The 18,682-nt window shown below is 70.0% G+C and carries 21 protein-coding genes; 9 read left to right on the top strand and 12 right to left on the bottom strand.

All coding sequences use genetic code 11. From position 1 onward, the window contains the following. Positions 1–192: 192 nt before the first annotated feature. A complete protein-coding gene (locus ABZ937_RS09345) occupies positions 193–477 on the bottom strand; it encodes a DUF3039 domain-containing protein (protein WP_361687987.1) in 285 nt (94 codons plus the stop codon). Positions 478–506: 29 nt separating this feature from the next. Beyond that, positions 507–1,079 carry a YqgE/AlgH family protein gene (locus ABZ937_RS09340; protein WP_361687984.1) on the bottom strand — a complete coding sequence of 191 codons (573 nt, stop codon included), beginning with the start codon at positions 1,077–1,079 and terminating at the stop codon, positions 507–509. 334 nt (positions 1,080–1,413) lie between these two features. Between ABZ937_RS09340 and murA the strand changes: the two genes are divergently transcribed. Further along, positions 1,414–2,754 (top strand): UDP-N-acetylglucosamine 1-carboxyvinyltransferase, encoded by a 1,341-nt coding sequence (gene murA, locus ABZ937_RS09335; RefSeq protein WP_361687981.1) that lies wholly within the window; start codon positions 1,414–1,416, stop codon positions 2,752–2,754. Positions 2,755–2,883: 129 nt separating this feature from the next. Here the strand turns inward: murA and ABZ937_RS09330 are convergent, their stop codons facing one another. From ABZ937_RS09330 to ABZ937_RS09305, 6 genes are all read right to left on the bottom strand, one after another. Continuing rightward, positions 2,884–3,165: an HU family DNA-binding protein gene (locus ABZ937_RS09330; protein ID WP_014673024.1), complete on the bottom strand. Its 282-nt coding sequence runs from the start codon at positions 3,163–3,165 to the stop codon at positions 2,884–2,886. A 293-nt stretch (positions 3,166–3,458) separates the two neighbouring features. After that, positions 3,459–4,874 (bottom strand): NAD-dependent malic enzyme, encoded by a 1,416-nt coding sequence (locus tag ABZ937_RS09325; protein WP_361687978.1) that lies wholly within the window; start codon positions 4,872–4,874, stop codon positions 3,459–3,461. A gap of 389 nt (positions 4,875–5,263) precedes the next feature. After that, positions 5,264–7,606: a UvrD-helicase domain-containing protein gene (locus ABZ937_RS09320; protein ID WP_361687975.1), complete on the bottom strand. Its 2,343-nt coding sequence runs from the start codon at positions 7,604–7,606 to the stop codon at positions 5,264–5,266. A gap of 88 nt (positions 7,607–7,694) precedes the next feature. Beyond that, positions 7,695–8,462, bottom strand: coding sequence for a zf-HC2 domain-containing protein (locus ABZ937_RS09315; protein ID WP_361687972.1), 768 nt, complete (start codon positions 8,460–8,462; stop codon positions 7,695–7,697). A gap of 62 nt (positions 8,463–8,524) precedes the next feature. After that, positions 8,525–9,112, bottom strand: coding sequence for a sigma-70 family RNA polymerase sigma factor (locus ABZ937_RS09310; RefSeq protein ID WP_361687969.1), 588 nt, complete (start codon positions 9,110–9,112; stop codon positions 8,525–8,527). Positions 9,113–9,329: 217 nt separating this feature from the next. Continuing rightward, positions 9,330–9,926, bottom strand: coding sequence for an ABATE domain-containing protein (locus ABZ937_RS09305; protein ID WP_361687966.1), 597 nt, complete (start codon positions 9,924–9,926; stop codon positions 9,330–9,332). A 333-nt stretch (positions 9,927–10,259) separates the two neighbouring features. Here ABZ937_RS09305 and ABZ937_RS09300 point away from each other — a divergent pair, with 333 nt between their 5' ends. Further along, positions 10,260–10,799, top strand: a complete 540-nt coding sequence (locus ABZ937_RS09300) for a peptidoglycan-binding protein (protein ID WP_361687963.1) — start codon at positions 10,260–10,262, stop codon at positions 10,797–10,799. Here the strand turns inward: ABZ937_RS09300 and ABZ937_RS09295 are convergent. Continuing rightward, positions 10,781–11,281 (bottom strand): helix-turn-helix transcriptional regulator, encoded by a 501-nt coding sequence (locus ABZ937_RS09295; protein ID WP_361687960.1) that lies wholly within the window; start codon positions 11,279–11,281, stop codon positions 10,781–10,783. The genes ABZ937_RS09300 and ABZ937_RS09295 overlap by 19 nt on opposite strands. Before the next feature lie 461 nt (positions 11,282–11,742). Here ABZ937_RS09295 and ABZ937_RS09290 point away from each other — a divergent pair, with 461 nt between their 5' ends. Together ABZ937_RS09290 and ABZ937_RS09285 are read left to right on the top strand one after the other, a co-directional pair. Beyond that, entirely contained in the window at positions 11,743–13,116 is a 1,374-nt protein-coding gene (locus tag ABZ937_RS09290) for a nitrate/nitrite transporter (RefSeq protein WP_361687957.1), read from the top strand. An 87-nt stretch (positions 13,117–13,203) separates the two neighbouring features. Next, the gene (locus ABZ937_RS09285; protein WP_361687954.1) at positions 13,204–14,355 is read left to right on the top strand and encodes a uroporphyrinogen-III synthase; all 1,152 of its coding nucleotides are present in this window, start codon (positions 13,204–13,206) and stop codon (positions 14,353–14,355) included. 18 nt (positions 14,356–14,373) lie between these two features. Here the strand turns inward: ABZ937_RS09285 and ABZ937_RS09280 are convergent, their stop codons facing one another. The 3 genes from ABZ937_RS09280 to ABZ937_RS09270 are packed head-to-tail and all read right to left on the bottom strand — an operon-like array spanning position 14,374 to position 15,511. Next, the gene (locus tag ABZ937_RS09280) at positions 14,374–14,625 is read right to left on the bottom strand and encodes a hypothetical protein (protein ID WP_361687951.1); all 252 of its coding nucleotides are present in this window, start codon (positions 14,623–14,625) and stop codon (positions 14,374–14,376) included. Further along, positions 14,622–14,978 carry a hypothetical protein gene (locus ABZ937_RS09275; RefSeq protein WP_361687949.1) on the bottom strand — a complete coding sequence of 119 codons (357 nt, stop codon included), beginning with the start codon at positions 14,976–14,978 and terminating at the stop codon, positions 14,622–14,624. The genes ABZ937_RS09280 and ABZ937_RS09275 overlap by 4 nt, the downstream gene beginning before the upstream one ends. 56 nt (positions 14,979–15,034) lie before the next feature. Next, positions 15,035–15,511 (bottom strand): ATP-binding protein, encoded by a 477-nt coding sequence (locus ABZ937_RS09270; protein WP_361687946.1) that lies wholly within the window; start codon positions 15,509–15,511, stop codon positions 15,035–15,037. Between the two features lie 227 nt (positions 15,512–15,738). On the opposite strand from ABZ937_RS09270, the gene ABZ937_RS09265 reads away from it, so the two are divergent. From ABZ937_RS09265 to ABZ937_RS09245, 5 genes are all read left to right on the top strand, one after another. After that, positions 15,739–16,593, top strand: a complete 855-nt coding sequence (locus ABZ937_RS09265) for a helix-turn-helix transcriptional regulator (RefSeq protein ID WP_361687943.1) — start codon at positions 15,739–15,741, stop codon at positions 16,591–16,593. An 11-nt stretch (positions 16,594–16,604) separates the two neighbouring features. Beyond that, positions 16,605–16,802 carry a DUF397 domain-containing protein gene (locus tag ABZ937_RS09260; protein WP_361687940.1) on the top strand — a complete coding sequence of 66 codons (198 nt, stop codon included), beginning with the start codon at positions 16,605–16,607 and terminating at the stop codon, positions 16,800–16,802. 101 nt (positions 16,803–16,903) lie between these two features. Then, entirely contained in the window at positions 16,904–17,095 is a 192-nt protein-coding gene (locus tag ABZ937_RS09255) for a hypothetical protein (RefSeq protein WP_361688582.1), read from the top strand. Beyond that, positions 17,079–17,609, top strand: a complete 531-nt coding sequence (locus ABZ937_RS09250; RefSeq protein WP_361687937.1) for a DUF6879 family protein — start codon at positions 17,079–17,081, stop codon at positions 17,607–17,609. The genes ABZ937_RS09255 and ABZ937_RS09250 overlap by 17 nt, the downstream gene beginning before the upstream one ends. After that, positions 17,585–18,436, top strand: a complete 852-nt coding sequence (locus ABZ937_RS09245) for a helix-turn-helix transcriptional regulator (protein WP_361687934.1) — start codon at positions 17,585–17,587, stop codon at positions 18,434–18,436. Before ABZ937_RS09250 ends, ABZ937_RS09245 begins: the two co-directional genes overlap by 25 nt. The last annotated feature ends 246 nt before the right edge of the window (positions 18,437–18,682 follow it).

Genomic DNA, 18,682 nt, shown 5'->3' with positions numbered 1-18,682 from the left:
CTCACCCCGCGGCCCGTTGCACATCACGCAACGGCCTTTGCGCCCAACGCATGCACGACGCCTCGAAGGCTAGGCACTGCACCGAGACCCCACAAGAGGTCTGGACCACTCAGCGCCCGGAAAACACAAAGATCCCCGGGACGCGCCTGACGCGCACCCCAGGGACCTCACCGTCCACGGCGGACCGGGGACCTACTTGTCGTCGCCGCCCTTGCCCTCGTCGCCACCGCTGCCCATGGACTCGTAGATCTCCTTGCACATGGGACACACGGGGTACTTCTTCGGGTCGCGGCCCGGCACCCAGACCTTGCCGCACAGCGCCACGACGGGGGTGCCGTCGAGGGCGCTCGCCATGATCTTGTCCTTCTGGACGTAGTGGGCGAAGCGCTCGTGGTCACCGTCGCCGTGGGACACCTGTGGCGTCGGCTCTACGAGGGTCCCCGTACCAGTCCCGCGCTCGGGCTCAAGAGTGCTCATATCAGCAAGGGTACTGAAGCTCACAGGCATCAGTTGAGCGACGGGTCGTCCGGGTACGTGGCCACCATCGCCAGTTCGTTCCGCTGGCGGCGCAGCACCTCGCGCCAGAGTCTCTCCGGGGCCGGCGAGGAGACGTCGCCCGGCTCGGACTCGACGACGTACCAGGCGCCCTCCACCAGCTCGTCCTCCAGCTGGCCCGGGCCCCAGCCCGCGTACCCGGCGAAGATTCTGAGGCTGCCCACGGCGGAGGCGAGCAGTTCCGGCGGGGCCTCCAGGTCGACCAGGCCGATCGCGCCGTGCACCCGTCGCCAGCCCAGCGGGGCGCGGTCGCCGTTCGCGCCGCCCGGGATGACGGCGACGCCGAGTGCCGAGTCCAGCGAGACGGGCCCGCCCTGGAAGACGACGCCGGGCTCGCCGGCGAGATCGCCCCAGCCCTCCAGGATGTCGCCGACGACCACCGGCGTGGGGCGGTTGAGGACGACACCGAGGGAACCCTCCTCGTCGTGGTCGAGAAGGAGCACCACCGCGCGGTCGAAGTTCGGGTCCGCCAGGGCGGGCGTGGCCACGAGCAGCCGCCCTGTGAGCGAGGACACCTCGGTCATGCCAGACATGATCCCGCATCTTCCCCCGGTGTGGGGAGCCAATCGGGGGCACGGGAGTGACGGCGGCACGATCCGGGGGAAGCGGCCTGTCAGAGCCTCGTCCGGGGTCGCGGCGGGGGGCGGGAGGGCGCAGGGGGGCGGCCCCGGCGCACACCCGCCGCGCCGGTGACCCCATGTGCCCGTTTGGGAACGGTTCGTGTTGTGACACAGCTATGACGTGACTGGGCGGTCCTTGGGCTTACGGGAGGGGGGTGATCGGCGATTACCCTGTCTTCCCGGCCCCCGCGCACAGTGATCGGCCGGCCCCTGCCCAACTCATCGGAACGCGAGATTCATGACCGTCAACGACGATGTCCTGCTTGTCCACGGCGGAACCCCGCTGGAGGGCGAGATCCGTGTCCGCGGTGCGAAGAACCTCGTGCCGAAGGCCATGGTCGCCGCCCTGCTGGGCAGCGAGCCGAGCCGACTGCGCAATGTTCCGGACATCCGTGACGTGCGGGTCGTCCGGGGCCTGCTCCAGCTGCACGGGGTGACGGTCCGTCCGGGCGAGGAGCCCGGCGAACTGGTGCTGGACCCGACGCATGTCGAGAGCGCCAACGTGGCTGACATCGATGCCCACGCGGGTTCCAGCCGTATCCCGATCCTCTTCTGCGGTCCGCTGCTGCACCGTCTCGGCCACGCGTTCATCCCTGGCCTCGGCGGCTGTGACATCGGCGGCCGGCCCATCGACTTCCACTTCGACGTGCTGCGGCAGTTCGGCGCGACCATCGAGAAGCGGGCCGACGGCCAGTACCTGGAGGCGCCGACCCGCCTTCGGGGCACGAAGATCCGGCTGCCGTACCCGTCCGTCGGCGCGACCGAGCAGGTGCTGCTGACGGCCGTACTGGCCGAGGGCGTCACGGAGTTGTCCAACGCGGCCGTCGAGCCGGAGATCGAGGACCTCATCTGCGTGCTGCAGAAGATGGGCGCGATCATCGCGATGGACACCGACCGCACGATCCGCATCACCGGTGTGGACAAGCTCGGCGGCTACACCCACCGTGCCCTGTCGGACCGTCTGGAGGCCGCGTCCTGGGCCTCCGCGGCCCTCGCGACCAACGGCAACATCTACGTCCGCGGCGCCCAGCAGCGCTCGATGATGACGTTCCTGAACACCTACCGGAAGGTGGGCGGTGCCTTCGAGATCGACGACGAGGGCATCCGTTTCTGGCACCCCGGTGGCCAGTTGAAGTCCATCGCGCTCGAGACGGACGTGCACCCCGGCTTCCAGACCGACTGGCAGCAGCCGCTGGTGGTGGCCCTCACCCAGGCGACGGGCCTGTCCATCATCCACGAGACGGTGTACGAGTCCCGGCTGGGCTTCACCTCGGCCCTCAACCAGATGGGCGCGCACATCCAGCTCTACCGCGAGTGCCTGGGCGGCTCGGACTGCCGTTTCGGCCAGCGCAACTTCCTGCACTCCGCGGTCGTCTCCGGCCCCACGAAGCTGCAGGGCGCCGACCTGGTCATCCCCGACCTGCGCGGCGGCTTCTCGTACCTCATCGCGGCCCTGGCCGCCGAGGGCACGTCCCGCGTCCACGGCATCGACCTCATCAACCGCGGCTACGAGAACTTCATGGAAAAGCTGGTGGAACTCGGCGCGAAGGTCGAACTGCCCGGCAAGGCGCTCGGTTAACGGGGTGAGAAGGCTGTAGAACGGCCGTACGACGAAGGGGCGGCCCTCCGGTGAAGGAGGGCCGCCCCTTTGGCGTCATCGCGCGTCAGAACGCCTCGTACGCCGTCCCGTGGCGTACGAGCGGCAAGATCACTTGCCCTTGGCGGCTTCCTTGAGCTTGCTGCCCGCGGTGACCTTCACGCTGAAGCCGGCCGGGATGTTGATGGGCTCGCCGGTCTGCGGGTTGCGCGCGGTGCGAGCGGCACGGTGGGTGCGCTCGAAGGTCAGGAAGCCGGGGATGGTGACCTTCTCGTCGCCCTTGGCGACGATCTCGCCGACGGTCTCGGCGAACGCGGCCAGCACGGCGTCGGCGTCCTTGCGGGTCACCTCGGCGCGGTCGGCCAGCGCGGCCACCAGCTCACTGCGGTTCATGTTGTTACTCCCGTGTTTTTCTTGCCGTTGGGGTGTGCCACGCGGCGGGGCCGCATAGGAGGCACTGCGATGCCGATGCGCTCGCGCCCAGGGACGCATCCTGCCCCTACCTGCGGCGGGAAAGCCAATCCGGCACCCGTAGGAGTCGTGAGAACACCCTGGGGAGTCACACGAAAAGCGCCCGCTCGGCCGTCACCCTAGAGCGCGCCCGGCATCCGGTGGTTCCACGACGCGCCGGTGCGGGGGCCGCCGTGGTGATGCTCACAGCCCCCCGCACAGTACGACAGCCGTGGCTAGGCCGTCGCGCCGGCGGCCTTGGCGGCCTCGCGGACCGCCCCGGCCACCGCGCCCGCGACCTTGTCGTTGAAGACGCTCGGAATGATGTAGTTCGGGTTCAGCTCGTCCTCGGTCACCACGTCGGCCAGGGCCTTCGCGGCGGCGAGCATCATCTCGGTGTTCACCGTGCGGGACTGGGCGTCCAGCAGGCCGCGGAAGACACCCGGGAAGACCAGCACGTTGTTGATCTGGTTCGGGAAGTCCGAGCGGCCGGTGGCCACGACGGCCGCCGTCTGCCGGGCGATGGCCGGGTCGACCTCGGGATCCGGGTTCGCGAGCGCGAACACGATGGCGCCGTCGGCCATGGCGGCCACGTCGTCGCCGTCCAGGACGTTCGGGGCGGAGACGCCGATGAAGACGTCGGCGCCGCGCACGGCCTCCTTCAGGGTGCCGGTGAGGCCCTCGGGGTTGGTGTTGTCGGCGATCCAGCGCAGCGGCGAGTCGGCCGGGGCGTTCACGAGGTCCTCGCGGCCGGCGTGGACGACACCGTGGATGTCGGCGACGACCGCGTTCTTGACGCCGGCGGCGATCAGCAGCTTGAGGATGGCCGTACCGGCCGCGCCGGCGCCGGACATGACGACCCGGATGTTCTCGATCGCCTTGGTCGCGACGCGCAGGGCGTTGGTCAGGGCGGCGAGCACGACGATGGCGGTGCCGTGCTGGTCGTCATGGAAGACGGGGATGTCGAGGGCCTCGCGCAGCCGGGCCTCGATCTCGAAGCAGCGCGGCGCGGAGATGTCCTCCAGGTTGATGCCGGCGAAGCCGGGGGCGATCGCCTTGACGATCTCCACGATCGCGTCGCTGTCCTGGGTGTCCAGGCAGATCGGCCAGGCGTCGATGCCGGCGAAGCGCTTGAAGAGGGCCGCCTTGCCCTCCATGACGGGCAGCGCGGCCTTGGGGCCGATGTTGCCGAGGCCCAGCACGGCGGAGCCGTCCGTCACGACCGCAACGGAGTTGCGCTTGATGGTGAGGCGGCGGGCGTCCTCGGGGTTCTCGGCGATGGCCATGCACACGCGGGCCACGCCGGGCGTGTAGACCATGGAGAGGTCGTCACGGTTGCGGATGGGGTGCTTCGACGCCATCTCGATCTTGCCGCCGAGGTGCATCAGGAACGTACGGTCGGAGACCTTGCCGAGCGTGACGCCCTCGATGCCGCGCAGCTTCTCGACGATCTCCTCGGCGTGGGCCGTGGAGGTGGCCGCGATGGTGACGTCGATACGGAGCTTCTCGTGGCCGGACGCGGTGACGTCGAGGCCGGTCACCGAGCCTCCGGAGGACTCCACGGCGGTGGTGAGCTGCGAGACGGCGGTTCCGCTCGCGGGCACCTCCAGCCGGATCGTCATCGAGTAGGAGACGCTGGGCGCCGTTGCCATGGCCGACTTCCTCTGCTTTCACCGTGTCGCGAGTTGTGCCGTCCGATCGTCGCACCTACCGCTCAGTACGTGTTAGTCGCCCTGGATTGCGGACGTTGTGTTCACACGGACTTCCCCAGCAGATGCATGATTTCGGAAAACCACTTCCACCATACGAGAAACGATCAGGTGAGGAAAGGGGCCCGGGACGCAAAGAAGGAGGCCCACGTCACACACGTGACGTGGGCCTCCCACACGTTCATGACACCGACCCGCCATGCTCGCCTCGCGGCAAGTGGTCCCTCTGAGGGACGAAGGTTGGGCCCGGGGGCTTGGATCGGGCCGGTGCCACGACAAGGCTAACAAACGGATGCCGCACGGCCATTCCCGTGCCGGAGGTTCACCGGAAGTCAGTCCCTGAGCAGGTCCGGAACCCCCGCCGGGTCGGGCTCGTCCCGCTCCCCCGACACCACCGTGAGCTGCTGGGTGGCCCGGGTCAGCGCCACGTACAGCACGCGCAGGCCGGCCGGTGACTCGTCGGCGATCTCCGCGGGCGAGACGACGATCGTCGCGTCGTACTCCAGGCCCTTGGCCTCCAGGCTGCCGAGGGCCACCACCCGGTCGCCGAGCCCGGTCAGCCAGCGCCGGGCCTCCTCGCGCCGGTTCATCGCGACGACCACGCCGACCGTGCCGTCCACCAGGTCGAGCAGCCGCTCGGCCTCCGCGCGCACGGTCTTCTCCAGCGAGTCCCGTACGACGATGAAGCGCGGCTCGACCCCGGTGGACCGTACGGCGGTCGGCGACTCGGAGCCGGGCATGGCGAGCGCGAGCACCTTCGCGGCCAGCTCGGCGATCTCGGCCGGGTTGCGGTAGTTCACGGTGAGCTGGAAGCGGCGCCGGGGCCGGGTGCCGAGGGCCTCGTCGCGGGCCTCGGCCGCCTCGTCCGGGTCGGACCAGGAGGACTGCGCCGGGTCGCCGACGACGGTCCAGGTGGCGTGCCGGCCGCGGCGGCCGACCATGCGCCACTGCATCGGCGTGAGGTCCTGCGCCTCGTCCACGATGACGTGCGCGTACTCGGTGCGCTCCTGCGCGAGGCGCTCGGCCCGCTCCCGCTGGGTCTCCTCGCGCACCGGCATCAGCTCCTCCAGGCCGGTGAGCTGGTCCAGCGGGTCGAGTTCCCGCTTCTTCCTCGGCCGGGCCGGGGCGCCGAGGATCGCCTGGAGTTCGTCGAGCATGGCGATGTCGTGCACGGAGTGGCCGTCCCGCTTCAGGGAGCGGGCGACCTTGCGGACCTCGCCGGGGTTGAGGATCCGCCGGGCCCAGCGGCCGAGCCGGCGCTCGTCGGCCATGGCGGTGAGCACGGCCTTCGGGGTCAGCTCGGGCCACCAGGCGTCGAGGAAGGCGAGGAAGGCGTCCTCGCTCGTGATGTCCTCGTCGAAGGACGAGCGCAGCTCGGCGGCCAGCTCCGGGTCGGTGTGCCGGGCGCCGGCGCCGGACTTGGCCCACAGGGCGTCCAGCAGCAGCTTGCGGGCGCGCGGGCGGAGCAGGTTGACCGGCGCGGTGCCGCCGAGGGCGTTGCGGCGGATACGTTCCAGCTCGGCGGCCTCCAGTTCGAGGCGGCGCCCGAAGGCGACGACACGCAGGCGGGACGGCGGACCGGTGACCGCTTCTCCCCCTTCTCCCCCCGGCGCGGTGGACCCCAGCTCCAGGGCGCCCCGGGCCGCCTTCCGCAGCACCTTCAGCATCCGGTACGAGCCCTTGGCGCGGGCCACGGACGGCGAGTCGTACAGGCCGGCCTCCTCGCCGTCGACCAGCGAGCCGATCGCGCGGATCGCGACCTGGCCCTCCTCGCCGAGCGAGGGCAGCACGCCCTCGGTGTAGGCCACGAGCAGCGGGGTCGGCGAGACGATCAGGATGCCGCCCGCGTAGCGTCTGCGGTCCTGGTAGAGCAGGTAGGCGGCGCGGTGCAGGGCGACGGCGGTCTTGCCGGTGCCCGGGCCGCCCTCCACGTAGGTGATGGAGGCGGCGGGGGCCCGGATGACCAGGTCCTGCTCGGCCTGGATGGACGAGACGATGTCCCGCATGGTGTGACTGCGGGCCTGGCCGAGGGCGGCCATCAGGGCGCCGTCGCCGATGACGGGCAGCTCACCGCCGTCGAGGAAGGCCGTCAGCTCGGGCCGCATCAGGTCGTCCTCGACACCGAGCACCCGGCGCCCCTTGGACCGGATGACCCGGCGCCGTACCACCCGCCCCGGCTCCACGGGCGTGGCCCGGTAGAAGGGGGCGGCGGCGGGGGCCCGCCAGTCGATGACCAGCGGGGAGTAGTCCTCGTCGAGGACGCCGATCCGGCCGATGTGCAGGGTCTCGGCGATGTCGGCGGTGTTGTCGGCCCGTACGGCGCCCTCGGCGGGCTCCACCGCGGTGTAGGCGCCGTCGGGCCCCTTCTTCCCGTCCTTGCCGAGCAGCAGGTCGATCCGTCCGAAGAGGAAGTCCTCGAACTCGTTGTTGAGCCGGTTCAGGTGGATGCCGGCCCGGAAGACCTGCGCATCCCGCTCGGCGAGCGCGCCCGGGGTGCCGACCTGGCCGCGCTTGGCCGCGTCGTTCATCAGGAACTCGGCCTCGTGGATCTTCTCCTCGAGCCGCCGGTACACCCGGTCCAGGTGTTCCTGTTCGACGCTGATCTCTCGGTCACGGGCGGAATCGTGTGCGTCGTGTACCGAGCCGACCGCGGACTGCTGAACCTGAGCGGCCACCGGGCCCCCTTCTGACGTGCTGGGCAGCCGTCAACCGTACGCGAAGGGGACCCATCAAAGCTACGGGGTGGCCGTTCCCCCCAGGATGCTAGGCCTGCACCTGGACGAGCTTCTTGCCCTCGAAGGTCACCACCTCGAAGTGGTCGATCTCGTTGGGCTGGAAGGCCGCGGCCCCGCCGATGTACAGCGGTTGCTTCGACTGCTCGGTCTTGGCGTCCGGGATGCCGTACCCCCAGTCCGGGACGGACCACGACGACATGGTCACGCGCTGTCCGTTCTTCGCGACGAGCACCAGGGAGCACTTCAGCGGCCCCTTGACGTTCTTCAGCTCCAGAACGGCCTGCGTGCCCCAGTCCTTCGACGTCATGGCGACGGTCGCGCTGACGTGGGACGACGGGTCCGTGGCCGACTTCTTGTCGGACATGGTCCGGAACGTCTGCTGGGCCGGTGTGGCGGTGACCTGCCCGCCGCTGTCCGAGCCGCCGTTCACCGCCACCGCGGCCAGCGGCCCGGCGATGATCAGGGCTGCCGCCGCCGCGATCATGTACATGCTGCGCCGGCGCTTCTGAGCCCGCCGCTCGGCGACCTCGTCCACCAGCTTCTCCACCACCCGCGGACTGGGCTTCGCGGACAGCGACTCGCCGATCGCGGGCGTACTGCCGGAGCCCGGCAGGTCCGCGAGGGCGGCCAGCATCGGCTCCATCCCGGCCAGCTCGTCCAGCTGCTGGGCGCACCACTCGCAGCCGGCGAGATGCGCCTCGAAAGCGGTTGCCTCGGCGTCGTCGAGGATCCCGAGGGCATAGGCGCCGACGGTCTCGTGCTCGCTCGGCACCGAAGATCCCTGACTGGGGTTCATGGGCCCAGACATACCCGGACCACCCGGTCCGAATCCCTGGATACCCCCGTACCCGCTGCTCATCACGCCGTCACCCCCCGCTCCTCCAGTGCCAGCTTCATCGACCGCAGGGCGTAGAACACCCGAGAACGGACCGTTCCGCTCGGTATGCCCAGTGTTTCGGCCGCCTCATTGACGGTACGCCCCTTGAAGTACGTCTCGACGAGCACCTCCCGGTGGGCCGGGGTCAGGTCGTCGAGCGCATCGGACAGCGTCATCAGCCACAGCGCCTTGTCGATCTCGTCCTCCGCGGGGATGACCTCCAGCGGCGACGGATCGACCTCCTGCGGCCGGGCCTGCCGGCTGCGGTGGCCGTCGATGACGATGCGGCGCGCGACCGTCACCAGCCAGGGGCGTACCGAACCGGTCGCCCGATTGAGCTGACCGGCGTTCTTCCAGGCACGGATGAGCGTTTCCTGTACGACGTCCTCGGCGCGCTGCCGATCACCGGCGACCAGCCGCATGACATACGCAAGGAGGGGCCCCGCGTGCTCCCTGTACAGGGCACGCATCAGCTCCTCGTCGGGTTCGGAGGGCTGCGATGAGGACATGCGATGTCGGGCCCTCGCTCCACGTTCATTGGCCACGGCCGCATCCTTGCGCACGCCCACCTCCGGTGTCCGGGGGTTCCCCCAGTCGGTCGCTCGCCCACCTGTACGGACCGGGGTGCCCGAGTGTTCAAACCGGAGTGACAGATTTCTTGGGGGTGACGTGACGAGCGGGACATGGGCGCACATTCCCACCGCGTGATCTTTACATTTCCGACACATCGCCGGAGGCGGCCGGGAATGCCCGTGTACGGGCCAACCAAACCTGGTGTTACGGAAATCACGCCCGCGTCAACGCGGCGCGCCGCCGGTGCCGGGCCACCCGTTCCCGGTTCCCGCACACCTCGCTGGAGCACCAGCGCCGTCGCCGGCCACGGGACGTGTCCAGGTACACGAGGGGGCAGTCGTCCGCCTCGCACTTCCGCACGGCGGCCCGCGCGACGGGATCGGTGAGCAGCTCGACGGCGTCCCGCGCGACGACGGCGAGCAGCGCGGCACAGCTCGGCGGCCCGGCCAGCTCCCGCACCAGGCGGCCGTCCTCCCCGGGTACGGCGAGGGGTGCCGGGGTCGCGGCCCGCGCGACCTCGTTCACCCGGCCGAGCGCACGCCCGTACGCGGGAGCCTCCACGCCCCGCATGCCGCGCACCAACAGCCCGACGCTCCCCCGCAGTTCCCGGAACCCGGCCGCCCAGGAGCCGTCGACGTGTTCCAGGGGGGTGACGGCCGGCACGAGCCCCGCGCCGGCGATCCAGGCGCACAACGCCCCCGCCCCGTCCAGCCGTTCCACGGGATGGCTGGTCGCGAGGAGGTCCAGACAGATCCGTCCGGCGTCGAACCGCGGCTCGTACGAGGGTTTCGAGGCCGTACCCAGTGCCATGTGCCTGTCACCGCCTAGGGTCACCAGGGTGGGGATTCCCCCTCTCACAGTGCCTGCCCGCACCCGTCTCCGGAACCCCCCGTACCGCCTGAGGCACGCTCCCCGGTGCCGCGCCGGCCCACCCGGCCCACGCCGTTTCCTCTCCGGCCCGTCCCCGGCGGGGACTTCGGTGCCCGGAGGGCGGGCCGGCCCCTCCCGGTCCGGATCCGCCGCCGGCCCTCGCCGCTCCCCGCCCGCAGCCGTGACCCTTTGTCCTGCGAATCTCCCGCGAACGCACAGCGAGCCGCCCCCGGGGGGACCCACGAGGGACGGCGGTTCAGAAAGGACACGTTCATGAGCATGCGCACCCGGGCCGTCGCGATGGCGACCGCCGCGCTGCTGGGCGCCGGAGCCACCGGGCTGGCCGTGGCGCCGGCCGCGAACGCCGCCCCGTACCACGGCATCGACGGTGGCGGCGCCGTCAACGACGACTGGCAGGACGAGGAGGACCTCGGCGTCGACGACTACACGGAGAGCAACGCCACCGCCCTGTGGGAGACCGTCCTGTACGCGGACGGCGCGCAGTGGCAGGACGACGACGGAGACTGGCACACGTTCGCGAAGAACCGGATCGACGGCTCGTTCGGCCCGGAGACGGAATCGGCGACCCAGTGGTGGCAGGAGCACCACGGCCTCTCGGACAACGACGGCGTCGTCACCGACCAGAGCTGGACGTACGCCCAGCGGTGGCTCTCCGGCCCGGCCTCGGGCGGCGTCGTCACGTACCACGGCGACGTACGGAACGTCACCTTCAAGCGCATCAGCGGCAAGTACCGGGTCCGCATCAAGGGCACCGGCCAGTGGAAGCTCGCGTACTACGACCAGCGGGGCTGACAGCGGGTCGAGGGCAGGGGGCGGGCGATCGCACGGTCGTCGCCCGCCCCTCGGCGACCTGGGACGCGGGCGGCGTTCGCACCGTCACCGGCTCCCCGGGGCAACGCCCACACCACCGCGACCCCCGTCGCCAGCACGACGACGCCGAACGCGACGAGCGCGGCCTTCCGCCACCGCGAATCGGCCTCCGCCACCTCGGTCTCCGGCTCTCCGGCGGGTGCCACCGTACGCCCCCGCGGCCACGCCTGATCGGCCAGCTCCCACAGCGCCAGCAACCGCGCCTGGTCCGCGCCGGCCAGCCGGGCGAGGACCTGTGCGGCCCCCCTCGGCGGCGGCTTGGTCCCGCTGAGATACCGCTGCCAGGACGACTTGCTGTACGCGGTCCGCCGGGCCAGCTCGGCCAGACTGAGCCCGGTACGGCCCTTCAGGACGCGCAGTTGCTCGACCAGGTACCGCGCCTCGCTCGGCAGCGAATCCGGCAAGGGCTGCCAGCGTGTCATTCCCGTCCCCCCGCCTCCGCGTGCGGCCCCGCCCCGCCGCGGTCCGGCGTCAGCCTGACGCCCGCCCGAAGACCTCCGGCAGAGCGCACACGCGACCGCCCGGAGCACTCCCGGCGACCCGCGCGCGGTCCCACGGGACGGCCCGGCCCACAGGGGGAGGAACGGACCGGAGTGGCGAGACCGGGACCGCCTCTTCTACGCCACGCTCGCGGGGGGCGCCGGGTCTGCTGCGGGGGCGCGGTACCGAGAACGCCGTACGCACCGGTCCGCCGCATCGCAAGCCTCGTCGACGGGCGGGCCGCCTCACCGGCCGCTCCGCGGGGGAGTGAGAGCAACGTTCCCTTCCGGTCACTCACAGCCACAGGGCCGGAAACGCGTCCTCCCTACCTTCGGGCTCAGTCAGTGGTTGGCAGACCGAGCAGCCGGAGCCCCGTGGAGGCGTGATGACAGCCCCAGCCCCAACCCGTCGCAGTGGCCGCTGGATCGAGCTCTGGGATCCGGAGGACGAGCAGTTCTGGATCGCGACCGGGGAGCGGATCGCCCGGCGGAACCTGTGGTTCTCCGTGCTCTCCGAGCACATCGGGTTCTCCGTCTGGGCCCTGTGGTCGGTGCTGGTCCTGTTCATGGGCCCCGAGTACGGCCTCACCCCGGCCGACAAGTTCCTGCTGACCTCGATGGTCACGCTGGTCGGCGCGGTGGTCCGGGTGCCGTACACCTTCGCCGTGGCCGTCTTCGGCGGCCGCAACTGGACGATCATCTCGGCGAGCCTGCTGCTCGTCCCGACCGTCGCCGCGTACCTGGTGATGGAGCCGGGGACGTCCTTCTCCACCTTCCTCCTGGTGGGCCTGCTGGCCGGCATCGGCGGTGGCAACTTCGCCTCTTCCATGACCAACATCAACGCCTTCTTCCCGCTGCGGAAGAAGGGCTGGGCGCTCGGGCTCAACGCGGGCGGCGGCAACATCGGCGTGCCCGTGATCCAGCTCGTCGCGCTCGCCATCATCGGCGCGAGCGGCGGCCCGCGCGTGCTGCTCGGGATCTACATCCCGCTGATCGTCGTGGCCGCCGTACTCGCCGCGGTGTTCATGGACAACCTGGCCTCGGTGCGGAACGACACCGGCGCGGCCAAGGACGCCGCGAAGGACGCCCACACCTGGATCATGTCCTTTCTCTACATCGGCACCTTCGGCTCCTTCATCGGCTACAGCTTCGCCTTCGGCCAGGTGCTGACGAACCAGTTCGGCCGGACCCCGCTGCAGGCGGCGTACCTCACCTTCATCGGCCCGCTGCTCGGCTCCCTCATCCGCCCCGTGGGCGGCTGGCTCGCCGACCGCTACGGCGGCGCCCGCATCACCCTGTGGAACTACGTCGGCATGGCCGCCGCCACCGCCGTGCTCGTCGTGGCCGCCATGCAGAAGTCGCTGCCACTGTTCGTGTCCGTCTTCGTCGTCCTGTTCGTGCTCAGCGGGCTCGGCAACGGCTCGACGTACAAGATGATCCCCGGCATCTTCCAGGCCAAGGCGCTGGCCAAGGGGCTGGAGGGCGAGGAGGCCGTCGCCTACGGCCGCCGTCTGTCCGGCGCCTCGATGGGCCTCATCGGAGCGGTCGGCGCGCTCGGCGGCGTCGGCATCAACCTCGCCTTCCGCCAGTCCTTCCTCGCCTACGGCTCCGGCACGGGCGCGTTCGTCTCCTTCCTCGCCTTCTACGGCCTCTGCTTCGCGGTCACCTGGGCCGTATACCTTCGCCGCCCGGTGCGGGCCCTCCCGGCCGCGGCAGCCGCTTCGGAGACGAACGCCCAGCTCAGCTACGCCGAGGTGTGACGTAACACCGGCGACATCAAGCCGAACCGAGCCTGTCACGGATCGTTGACAGGCTCGATCGGCGTGCCGGTCAGCTAGGAGAGCCCCATGTACGACGAAGAGCAGCAAACCGAGCACGGTCCCCTCGCCGGGTTCACCGTGGGCGTCACCGCCGCGCGCAGGGCCGACGAACTGGGCGCCCTGCTCCAGCGGCGCGGCGCCACCGTCCTGCACGCCCCCGCCCTGCGGATCGTGCCGCTCGCCGACGACAGCGAACTGCTGGCCGCCACGAAGGAGATCATCGACCAGGTGCCGGACGTCGTCGTGGCCACCACGGCGATCGGCTTCCGGGGCTGGGTCGAGGCCGCCGACGGCTGGGGGCTCGGCGAACAGCTGCTCGGCCGGCTGCGCGGGGTACGGCTGCTGGCGCGCGGCCCGAAGGTCAAGGGCGCGATCCGCGCGGCGGGCCTCACCGAGGAGTGGTCACCGTCCTCGGAATCCCTGGCCGAGGTGCTCGACCGCCTCCTGGAGGAGGGCGTCGACGGCAACCGCATAGCCGTTCAGCTGCACGGCGAGCCCCTCCCCGGCTTCGTGGAGTCGCTCCGCGCGGCCGGGGCGGAGGTCGTCCCCGTCCCGGTCTACCGCTGGATGCCCCCGGAGGACCTCAGCCCCCTGGACCGCCTCCTGGACGCGGCCGTCACCCGTGGCCTCGACGCCCTCACCTTCACCAGCGCCCCCGCGGCGGCCTCCCTCCTCAACCGCGCGGAGGACCGCGGCCTGCTGGGCGAGCTGCTGGCGGCCCTGGCCCACGACGTCCTGCCGGCCTGCGTGGGCCCGGTCACCGCGATCCCCCTCCAGGTCCGCGGAGTGGACACGATCCAGCCGGAACGCTTCCGCCTGGGCCCCCTCGTCCAGCTCCTCTGCCAGGAACTCCCGGCCCGCGCCCGCTCGTTGCCCATCGCCGGCCACCGGGTGGAGATCCGCGGCCACGCGGTCCTGGTGGACGGCGACCTCAAGCCCGTCCCCCCGGCCGGCATGTCCCTCCTCCGCGCCCTGTCCCGCCGCCCCGGCTGGGTGGTGGCCCGCGCCGACCTCCTCCGCGCCCTCCCCGGCGCGGGCCGCGACGAACACGCCGTGGAAACGGCGATGGCCCGCCTCCGCACGGCCCTCGGCGCCCCGAAACTCATCCAGACGGTGGTGAAGCGGGGCTACCGCCTGGCCCTGGACCCGGCGGCGGACGCGAAGTACGCGGATGCCTGAGGGGGCGCCTGGCTCAGCTCACAAGTACGTGGCTTGGTGGACGTACAGGCACTCGTGGCGCGGGACGATCAAGTAGAGGAAGAATCCGCCGGGGACATGCGAGACGTTCCCCTTCGGGCCCGCCTCCTGGTACGAGGCGCCGTCGAGGTAGAACGCGGCTGCGGCGCGGACCAGCTCGTCGGCCTGCTTTTCGACCTCGGCCACGAAGGCCGGTGGAGCGCCACCGATGACGTACTCCTCATCCGGGTCGTACTCCCATCGCCAGGTCACGCGGACACCGCCTGCCGGGCCTCGGTCTCGACCGTACGGAGTTCTGCCATCGCCGCGCGGAACTCAGGGTCGTCCCGACTGTCTGTGCTGTGCATGGAGACAAGGGCGGCCTGATAGCGGGAACGCAAGTCGGGCCGCCGCTCGATCTCCACCTGCGCCTGCCAGTAAGTGAGCCAGTACTGAAGGTGGCCGATCTTGCCGTCCTGGAGGGCAGCCCCCAGTGCCTGCTCCTTGTGCTGTTCCATTTCGCTCACCCGGTGCGGGGCGATGCGCGCCAGCGCGATGCGAACCGCCGCCGGAGTGCCCTCGGGGCGGGGGATCAGCTCGTGGCTGTGATCCGGTTGTGTGGTCACGCGGCGGCTCCTCCGTGCTCACGTGCTCAGCTTCCTGCACCCCACCGTACTGGGCATCACGGACAGCGGTGTGGCGTCCGGGGCGTCCGCGCCCCACCCACCTCGAACCACAGCAGCTTCCCGGCGCCACGGCCGAGCGGGCTGTCCCCAAGGGGCCATCCTCCCCACGAGTCGGCGTACTCCGGTACGAGGCCCAACCCACGCCCGCTGTCGGCGTCCGCCGGGGGCAGCGGTGCCCGGTCCCAGGGCGGCTCCCCGAAGGGCGCGGGGATACGGGGATGACTGTCCCAGACCCCGACCCGCAACCGCCCGTCGGCAAGGGCGGTGAGCCGCAGGGAGGCGGGACCGCCGGTGTGCCGGTAGGCGTTGCCGACCAGCTCGGACGTCAGCAGCTCGACCGAGTCGAGTTCGTCGAGTCTCCCGTGGCCGCTGAGCACGGCCCGTACGGTCATACGTGCGACGCGTGCCGCGCGGGGATCATGGGGCAGCCGAAGGGCGTACGCCCAGGTGTCGGGCAGGGATACGGTGCCCATGAAAACCTCCGGTGAGAGAAGGGACTCGGGCTCGCTCAACGTCCGCGCCGGGCGGTGGCTTTGCCTGGGCGTAGGTGCGCTTCCGGCTTCTGGGCGGGGAAGTTGAGTAGGTACGAGGCAACCGTAGGGCAGATGGTTAGATGCATCTAACGAATCAATAAGGATGCATCCATTCTTCACTCGTGTGAGGGAGCGCAGCGCCGCGTCGCGGCCGGGAAGGAGACGTCGTGCCGCCCACCAACAGCCCTACGCTGCGGCAGCGAAGGCTGGGTGCAGAGCTGCGCAAGCTTCGAGAACGAGCGGGACTCACCGCCACAGGCGCCGCCGAACTCCTCGGCGTCAACCAGGCACGCGTCAGCATGATCGAGACGGGCCGCACCCCCATCAGCGCCGACCGGCTGCGCTCCATGGCAGGTGTCTACGACTGCGGCGACGAGGAACTCGTCAACGCCCTCGCCGCGATGACCGGCCGACGTACCCGTGGCTGGTGGGAGGAGTACCGCGACCATGTACCGGTCGCCCTGGTCGACTTGGCGGAGCTGGAGCATCACGCTGCCGCGATCCGCGTGGCACTGGTGATCCATATCCCGGCGCTACTGCAGACCACCGACCATGCCCGCGCCCTCTTCCAGTCGGCGGCGCCGCCCATGCGTCAGTACGAGATCGAATATCGCCTCACGCACCGGATGAAGCGGCAAGGCATCCTGCACCGCGAAGATCCGCCTCCGTACACGGCGATCATCCACGAGGCGGCACTGCGCATGGGCTTCGGCGGCCCCGTCGTCACCCGAGGCCAGCTCAAGCACCTGATCGACATGAGTGAACTGCCCCACGTCACCATCCGAGTGATCCCCTTCGGCGCGGACCGCTTCCCGGCCACCGGCCCGGCCTTCGACTACGTCGAGGGGCCCGTCCCGCATCTCGACACGGTCCAGCTGGACTCACACCACGGGGCCTGTGAATTCCTGGACGCCGAGGCACAGTTGCACAAATACCGGGCCGCGCTGACCCGCATGGAGTCCTGCGCACTCAGCACCGCCGAGACACGCGACTTCATTCACCACCGCATCCAGGACCTATGAGGGAGCCAACCATGCCGACTCTCCGCTGGCAGAAGTCCACCTACAGCGCCGAGGGCTCGAACTGCGTAGAGATAGCCACCACCCCCACCACGATCCACATCCGCGACTCGAAGATCCCCGCCGGCACCCGCCTCACCCTCACCCCCTCCGCCTGGGCGGACTTTCTCCCGTACGCAGCGCACGCCGGATCCTCATCCGCTTCGCGCTGACGTTTTCCAGAAGCGGAAACCAGCAACCCTTGCCGAGCACCTGACACGGTCAGGAAGATCTGTCGGGTCAGTCGCCCCACGAACGCGAGGAGCGCGCAGTGGTGAAGCTGACACGGCTAGTGGGTGAGTGCGACGGGGGAGAGTGCCCCACGTTATATCTCACGGACCGTGGAACTCTGGCGGTACAGGGAAGCCTTCTGACCGACCACGGCAGAGAGGTTCCAGCGCATGAAGCCCTTGTGGAAATCCCCGTCGAACTGATCTGGAAGGCTGTCCGTGGCAACCTCATCTAGCCGTTCCCTGGCGGACTGGTTCACCGCGTTCGAACAGGAAGCCTTTCGGCTGGAGACGTTGGACGACTACAGCCAATCCGGCGGCGTCGAGGCATACCAGGAATTCCTGGCAGGACGAGAGCAGCCGGAGTCGTACAAGACCGCCGCATGGCTGACGACGGTGGGGAACGCCACCGCCGCCGGCAAGCGCGTGTACCGCGTACACGTCCTGTCCCGGCCGTTGACGGACTACCTCCGGTTCGAGTTGTCCTGGGGATACCAGCGGAACATGACCGCCGGCGAGGAGTTCTTCATCCTCGACACCACCGACCGGGAGAGCCCGATCCCTGACGCGCCCGACTTCTGGATGTTCGACGGCAGTGCGGCAGCGGTGATGGAGTACGACGGTTCCGGGAAATACCTCGGGTCCGAATTCGCGGACGACGACCGGCTGGCCGAATTCCGGTCCTATCGGGACACCGCGCTCGCGCATGCCGTGCCGTTCACGGAATGGTGGGCGCGGCACGGCAGGTGAACAAATCTGAGCTGGGGTCCGCGCTGCGGGCGCTGCGGCAGGCATCCGGGAAGGAGGCCAAAGCCGTCGCCCGCAGCGCGGCCATGTCCGCTTCGAAGCTGTCCAAGATCGAGAACGGCAGTGTCATGCCGAGCATCGTGGACGTGGAGCAGATCCTCACCGCCGTAGGAGTGTCCGAGGATGTCAAGGCCGAGTACATGTCGGCTGCTCGGGCAGCGGCGACCGAGGCAACAGCATGGCGCCTGTACCGGCGGCTCGGGTATCACCGGAAGCAGCAGCAGATCCAGGCGATCGAATCCCGTACGACATTGATCCGGCTCTTTCAGCCCGCGCTCGTGCCTGGTCTGTTGCAGACGCCGGAATATGTTCAGGCCGTCCTCGGGCGTAAGCAGCTCACCGCGGACCAACTCGCGCGTGCCGTAGGGGCACGACTGGCGAGACAGGGCATTCTGTACGAGCCAGGGCGGCAGCTGCGCTTCATTGTCACGGAGTCCGTACTGCGGTGGAGAATCGTCCCGCCTCTGGTGATGGCCGGGCAGCTCGACAAGCTCATCTCGGTCTCCCGACTTCCGGGCGTCGACCTTCGGGTGGTGCCGCTTTCGGCGCCGCAGAACGACTTTCCCAGTCACTCCTTCTCGATCAAGGATGATCGTATGGTGACGGTAGAAACCGTTCACGCAGAGCTGTCGGTGACCGATCCCCGAGACGTCGCTCTCTACGTCGAGAAATTCGAGGGCTTCGCAGAAGTCGCACTTTCCGGCGATGCCATGCGCGGCATGGTCGAAGAGATCCGGGATGAGCTCTTGCAGGAACAGGAAATCGACTAGTTCGGCATCCCTGGTCTGCCGAACATAGGGCCATGGAGAGCGAAGCGAGTGTCCGAGTGATGCGCGGCGAGCCGTCACCGAACCACAGCGCAGTGACCGACACGAATGTGCTGCTGCGCCGGCGTCAGGCACAGGCGCACCCATCGTGAACGGGAAAACCTACGCCCAGCTCATCGCCGAGCGTCCCTTGATGACGCTTCGGGTGTCGCACGACTCCGGTCGGACATGGGGTTCCGAGCAGGCTGT

Origin of the sequence: Streptomyces sp. NPDC046727, assembly GCF_040645635.1 — a bacterium.
Lineage (GTDB): Bacteria > Actinomycetota > Actinomycetes > Streptomycetales > Streptomycetaceae > Streptomyces.
The sequence above is the reverse complement of the archived record's forward strand: the minus strand, read 5'-3'. Positions and strand labels throughout refer to the sequence as shown.

Bases quoted from the DNA above. Each gene is read 5' to 3' on its own strand.
- ABZ937_RS09270 (WP_361687946.1), bottom strand. From the start codon at position 15,511: ATGGGCACCGTATCCCTGCCCGACACCTGGGCGTACGCCCTTCGGCTG.
- ABZ937_RS09245 (WP_361687934.1), top strand. From the start codon at position 17,585: ATGGTGGGCGCGGCACGGCAGGTGAACAAATCTGAGCTGGGGTCCGCG.
- ABZ937_RS09330 (WP_014673024.1), bottom strand. From the start codon at position 3,165: ATGAACCGCAGTGAGCTGGTGGCCGCGCTGGCCGACCGCGCCGAGGTG.
- ABZ937_RS09340 (WP_361687984.1), bottom strand. From the start codon at position 1,079: ATGACCGAGGTGTCCTCGCTCACAGGGCGGCTGCTCGTGGCCACGCCC.
- ABZ937_RS09285 (WP_361687954.1), top strand. From the start codon at position 13,204: ATGTACGACGAAGAGCAGCAAACCGAGCACGGTCCCCTCGCCGGGTTC.
- murA (WP_361687981.1), top strand. From the start codon at position 1,414: ATGACCGTCAACGACGATGTCCTGCTTGTCCACGGCGGAACCCCGCTG.
- ABZ937_RS09325 (WP_361687978.1), bottom strand. From the start codon at position 4,874: ATGGCAACGGCGCCCAGCGTCTCCTACTCGATGACGATCCGGCTGGAG.
- ABZ937_RS09305 (WP_361687966.1), bottom strand. From the start codon at position 9,926: ATGGCACTGGGTACGGCCTCGAAACCCTCGTACGAGCCGCGGTTCGAC.
- ABZ937_RS09345 (WP_361687987.1), bottom strand. From the start codon at position 477: ATGAGCACTCTTGAGCCCGAGCGCGGGACTGGTACGGGGACCCTCGTA.
- ABZ937_RS09290 (WP_361687957.1), top strand. From the start codon at position 11,743: ATGACAGCCCCAGCCCCAACCCGTCGCAGTGGCCGCTGGATCGAGCTC.
- ABZ937_RS09260 (WP_361687940.1), top strand. From the start codon at position 16,605: ATGCCGACTCTCCGCTGGCAGAAGTCCACCTACAGCGCCGAGGGCTCG.
- ABZ937_RS09300 (WP_361687963.1), top strand. From the start codon at position 10,260: ATGAGCATGCGCACCCGGGCCGTCGCGATGGCGACCGCCGCGCTGCTG.
- ABZ937_RS09315 (WP_361687972.1), bottom strand. From the start codon at position 8,462: ATGAACCCCAGTCAGGGATCTTCGGTGCCGAGCGAGCACGAGACCGTC.